The organism is Corynebacterium sp. 212_CJEI, from assembly GCF_001055915.1.
GTDB classification, from domain to species: Bacteria; Actinomycetota; Actinomycetes; order Mycobacteriales; family Mycobacteriaceae; genus Corynebacterium; species Corynebacterium jeikeium_D.
In genome coordinates, this window is record NZ_JVPT01000073.1 from 1 (window position 1) to 5,265 (window position 5,265).

The 5,265-nt window shown below is 58.1% G+C and carries 5 protein-coding genes and 1 pseudogene; 3 read left to right on the top strand and 3 right to left on the bottom strand.

What is annotated here, in order from left to right; translation table 11 throughout:
• Positions 1-43: 43 nt before the first annotated feature.
• Together ADB02_RS09715 and ADB02_RS09720 are read right to left on the bottom strand one after the other, a co-directional pair.
• Positions 44-1,228: an IS256-like element IS3503 family transposase gene (locus tag ADB02_RS09715; protein WP_011018353.1), complete on the bottom strand. Its 1,185-nt coding sequence runs from the start codon at positions 1,226-1,228 to the stop codon at positions 44-46.
• A 264-nt stretch (positions 1,229-1,492) separates the two neighbouring features.
• Entirely contained in the window at positions 1,493-1,774 is a 282-nt protein-coding gene (locus ADB02_RS09720; RefSeq protein ID WP_038628049.1) for a DUF3618 domain-containing protein, read from the bottom strand.
• Positions 1,775-1,924: 150 nt separating this feature from the next.
• On the opposite strand from ADB02_RS09720, the gene bcp reads away from it, so the two are divergent.
• The 3 genes from bcp to ADB02_RS09735 all read left to right on the top strand — a co-directional run bounded on the left by bcp (position 1,925) and on the right by ADB02_RS09735 (position 5,108).
• On the top strand, positions 1,925-2,452 hold the full coding sequence (gene bcp, locus ADB02_RS09725; RefSeq protein ID WP_049172881.1) for a thioredoxin-dependent thiol peroxidase: 528 nt from the start codon (positions 1,925-1,927) through the stop codon (positions 2,450-2,452).
• Between the two features lie 75 nt (positions 2,453-2,527).
• Entirely contained in the window at positions 2,528-3,187 is a 660-nt protein-coding gene (locus ADB02_RS09730; protein ID WP_049172878.1) for a TetR/AcrR family transcriptional regulator, read from the top strand.
• Positions 3,188-3,347: 160 nt separating this feature from the next.
• Positions 3,348-5,108, top strand: a complete 1,761-nt coding sequence (locus ADB02_RS09735; protein ID WP_080969617.1) for a neocarzinostatin apoprotein domain-containing protein — start codon at positions 3,348-3,350, stop codon at positions 5,106-5,108.
• Positions 5,109-5,120: 12 nt separating this feature from the next.
• Here ADB02_RS09735 and ADB02_RS11855 read toward each other — a convergent pair.
• Positions 5,121-5,265: pseudogene (locus tag ADB02_RS11855) on the bottom strand (holo-ACP synthase); the annotation flags it as partial.

The window sequence follows — 5,265 nt, forward strand, 5'->3', positions numbered from 1 at the left end:
GGGTTAAGTAAAGAAAAGTGTGTCTTTTCCGGGCGTGTTGCGGTTATTTGATCCAGCCTTTTTGGATGCCGAGGTTGTGTTGGTAGCTGGTGTCGATGGCGGTGTCGTATTCTGCTGGTGCACCGATGTCATTGGTAGTGGCTGTGGTGTTGTGGGTGATCAGGTCTGTTGCTGTGGAAAGTGCGTCTTGACCCCATCGTTGGTCCCTGGCGATCTTGACCGGATCGTCAGGGACTTCTGTATGTAGATACAGCCACCAATCCATCACTGTGCGTTGATGCGGTAGTGATAGTCCGCGGTGTCTGCGGGCTAGTTCTTTTATGGGGGCGTTGATGCCACCTTCGAGGCTGTTTGTTGTTGCTGCAAGGTTGTCGGGGTCGATGGTTGTTGGTGGGGGTTGCAGGTAGGTAAACAGCAGGTCTCTGCGGTGCAGAGATAGCAATGATTGATAGGCCGCTCGGACGCGTTGGTGGGTGTAGACCTTGGTGTAGGCGCCGGTAGCAGGGTCTTTGATGGTGGTTTTCTCGTTCATCCATTCCCGGTAGGTGTGGTCGAATTCGTGCAGGTGGGCGACCCATGTGGATGCTTGGTCAAGGTCGGTGATGCGAGTGAGTTTCAGGGCTAGGCGGTAGAGGGTTTTGCCGGCATCGGTGCGGGGGTTGCTGGTGGTGTGGCGGCGGACTGTTCGTTGGGCGTGGACGAGGCAGCGTTGGATGCGTGTTGTTGGCCAGCAGTGGTGGATGGCTGATTGGGCACCTTGTCCGCCGTCTGTGACTGCGATTAGTGGTGCGGCAATGGGGCGTAGGAGTTCGGTGTAGGCGGCGGTGGTTTCGTGTCTGGCCCAGGTCCAGTTGATGACGTGGGTTTTACTGGCTGCGATCAGGAGGCATCCGGACTTTAGATAGGTCGCGTCGAGGAAGATTTGGTCATGGATGCGGAATGAGTCGATGGTGGGTGTGGGGATGATCCACCAGCACCATCGGAATCGGTGGTGCATGGTTTGCCTGGTTACGCCATGGTGTGCGGCGAAGGTGGTTAGAGATTGGGTGCCGGTGGCCCATTGGATGAACAAAGCCATGGTGGCGGTGTTTTTGTTGTGGGTTTGGGTGTTGCGGGTAAAGGAGTGTCCGCAGTGGGTGCAGCGCCAACGGGTGGTTGATTTGCTGGTGGTGCCGTTTTTCTTTGTGTTGTTGCCGCATAGTGGGCAGCTGGGGCGGTTGGTGGTCATCCTTTAATCCAACCGGTGTGCGGTTAGCACAAATGTGGCCGGAGGTGCGGGATGGTGTGGGTAATAGCTTTCGGGGAGCTATTCTTTGGTGATTTGTGGTGTGTGGTCTGGGGTTATGGTGGCATGCGGACACACTTTTCTTTACTTAACCCCCAACTTGCAACCCTCGCTCGCACCCCACGCCTGACTCAAACAAGGGTTAGATACGCAAAAGCGCACGACCCCAGGCAACCACCCGAAGCGCGTGCGCTAATTACCGAAAAACTATTTAGCAGCAGTCTCAATCATCTCGCGAATGCGGTCAATTTCCTTGCTGCGATTGCGGTTGCGACGAATGCCCATTGCGATGCCACCAACAACAAGTGCGGCAACGACGCCCAGTGCTGCCTGCACCTTCGGCTCATTCAGAGCATCGAAAACACGGGTCTTTGCGTCATCCGCAACGTTCTTCGGATTCGTTCGCACGGTTAGCTCATCCAGAGTACGGGCGAGCTGGTTACGGTTACGCTCAATATCGCGCTGGATATCTTCAATGCTGCGAGCCACGTAAACTCCCTAAAAAGTTGAATATCTAAAGTGATTGTTCGCCTAAAAGACTAACACTTCCACTACAGCAACGTGGGCGAGCACGGGGAAAAACTCAACGCATTGCTTCAGAGTCGACACGCACCGCTCCAGAGTCGATACGATGAAGCCATGACTACTTCTTCCTCCAGCGACAAAGAATACGGCCAGAACAACATCCGTCTGGAAGCTGGCGACCCTGCCCCAGCGTTTACTCTTCTCAACGACGCCGAAGAGCAGGTTTCTCTGTCGGACTACGCGGGCAAGCCCGTGCTGATTTACTTCTACCCGCGGGCCAACACCCCAGGTTGCACCACTGAGGCATGCGACTTCCGCGATGAATCCGCTGCCCTGAACGATGCCGGCATTCCTGTCGTAGGTATTTCTCCGGACAAGCCGGCGAAACTCGCAAAGTTCCGCGAGGACCACGGCTTAAACTTCACCCTTCTGTCCGATCCGGACAAGGAAACCATGACCGCATTCGGCGCTTTCGGCGAGAAGAAGAACTACGGCAAGATTGTCCAGGGCGTCATCCGCTCGACTTTCCTGGTTAATGCCGAAGGAGAAATTGAAAAGGCCTGGTACAACGTTCGCGCCAAGGGGCACGTCCAGCGCGTACTGCGTGACTTGGGCGTGGAATCACAGGCTTCCGAAAGCTAACTAGCCGCAAGGCCTACTTTGCCCCTGGCCCCAAACTCTCCTCCCACATCATCCCGATTAGACGGTTTCGTAGTAGTGACTCAATCCCAGGACGCACCGAATATTCTTCGTCCCCGTCGCACTCCGGCTCAGCAACGCAGCCGAGAGCGGTACGCACGCATGCTCAGCTCGGCACGCACAGTGCTCATCGAGCACGGGTTTGAGTCTTTCACTTTCGACGAAGTCGCTCGCATCGCAGATATCCCCATTGGCACGCTCTACCAATTCTTCGCAAACAAGTATGTGATGATCTGCGAGCTCGACCGTCAGGACACCGAGGCCGTCATCGAGGAAGTCTCACGCTTCGGCGAAACAGTCCCCACCTTGAAATGGCCGGAGTTTCTCTCGGAGTTCATCGATCACCTGGCAAAACTCTGGCGCGAGGACGTTTCCAGAAGAGCCGTATGGCTGGCTGTTCAATCAACGCCCGCCACACGCGCAACCGCAGAAGATACGAAGTCACGCCTGGTCACCGAGATTTCAAAGGTGCTGCGCCCGCTGGTGCCGTCGTCAAGCGATGCGGAACTGAACTTCATCTCCGACCTCATGATTAACGCCACGTACGCCCTGCTGAATTATGCGGTGGACCATCCGGGAAGCGATGCTGAGCGGGAAGCTCATTACGAGCTGACGGTGCAGGAAATCAAACGCATGACAATCTCTTATCTCATGAGCGTCGCGGAGGCCGCAGACTAGAGAGCGCCCCTCGCCCACCTCGGCAGGGGCATTTATTGCCCTTATCAATACGCGGAGGGTAGGCTTGCCTTAGTTTACGCTTTACTCTGGTCAGCGCGGTGGGGTTCCCTGTTTTTCGCCGCGCCTGCGCCGGAACTCCCAAACAGAATCAGAGGTTCACATGTCCACGACGCAGGGCGCTTTCCGACGGAGCCTGCTTCCCCGCTCTATTGTTCTAGCTTCGGCAATCGTAGTGAGTACGGGATTTTTACCCGCAGTCCCCGCATCGGCACAGTCACTGCCATCGATTGGACAGCTCGGCGGTTCGCTCCCCGGCATCGGCGACCTTCTCGGCGGCAGCACCGATCAGTCTGAGCGCCAGCTCTCTGTGACCCCTGCCACCGATCTGTCCGACGGCGCCACCGTGACCATCAAGGGAGTCGGCTACCCCGCTAACGCAAATATTTACCTGGCCCAGACAATCGAGAAGCCAAAGTCGGGCTACCCTTCGACCTACGGCGAAGCGGCCAAGGTGACAGTCGGCGCTGACGGAAGTTTTACGCAGGAGATGAAGGTCGCGACCAGCTTTGGCGATGTCGACTGCACCTCCACCCAGTGCTACGTAGCCTCCTTTACTGCGTTCCCTAATCTTTCTGACCGCAGCAATGACCAGTGGGTCCCCATCACCTTCAAGGCGGGTGCTACTTCCCAGGCTGCTCAATCACAGGGTTCCACCAGCGCGGCACCGAGCGGTGGCCAGAGCACTGGTTCGGGCTCCCAGTCACAGTCGGGCTCGCAGTCACCGTCGCAGTCACGGGGTAACGCATCGGTGAGCCTGTCCAAGACCTCAGACTTGAACCCGAGCGGCGACACCATTCGAGTTGAAGGCAAGGGATTCAAGACCTCTGGACCGGGCATCTACGTCGGTATCGCGCAAAATGACCAGATGGATGTGACCAACGCCGATTCCTTCGGCCCGGATACCCAGTTTGTGTCTACCTCTCGCGGCAACTTGAAGTCCGACGGCAGCTTCAGCGTGGATCTTCCGGTCAGCGCGAAGTTCGGCACGGCAGACTGCATGCAGAACGCTTGCTCGGTCTACACCATTGCTGCTCACGGTTCTTCCGACCGCAGCCAGGACACGGCGACCGCGGTATCGTTTGCCGGCGGAGCTGCCAAGCAGGACGCTACCCTGCCCTCCGGCGGTGGCTCCTCACAGTCCGCAGGCAGCGCAAGCTCCGGCACCAGTGGCAGCACAGGGTCTAGTGGAACGAGTAGCACCAGCGCTTCCAGTGGCTCCAGCAGCTCCAACGGCAGCAGCTCCTCGACCGGCACCCCGTCGGTAAGCCTGTCCACCACGGAACTGAATCCATCGGGCAGCACCCCAATTACCGTCTCCGGCACCGGATTCAAGACCAGTGGCAACGGCATCTACGTCGCAGTGGCTGAGAAGAACAAGTTCTCCACCACCAACGCTGATGCTTTCTCCGCCGCTGAGTTTGTCCGCACCTCCCAGATGTCCTCCGACGGCAGCTTCTCCACAACGCTCAATGTCGAGGCCGTCACATCGGCCGCCAACTGCGTCGAAAATGACTGCGCACTCTACACCTTTGCTGCTCACGGTTCCTCCGACCGCAGCCAGGACACGGCCACGGACCTCAGCGTCGGCGGCTCCGCCAAGGAACGCGAAGAAGCTGTGAAGACCGGTGCCTCCAAGACCGGAGAGTCCAAGGCCAGCGGCTCATCCAAGGCATCTGGCAAGGCTTCCGCAAAGTCCAACGCTTCCGGCAATGGCCTCGACGAAGTTGATGTGCAGACTCAGCAGGCCGCGACCAACTCCCCGCTCCAAACCGCCGCAGTCGCCGGAACCGGCGCAATCCTGGGCGCGCTAATCTTCGGTGCCGGCATCTTGGTCGGTCGCCGTCAGAAGTCCGTCGATTAGCACGGCGCCGGGCTAGTCCAAGCGTACGACGGCGATTGCGTAGTCGCCGTCGTGCGAGATGCTTAACGACGGCCCCAGCTGCCACTCCTGATCGTGGAAATGGCGGCTCACAGCCCCGTGGAGACTGATGCTCACGCGACCGTAGGCATCCGGCTGC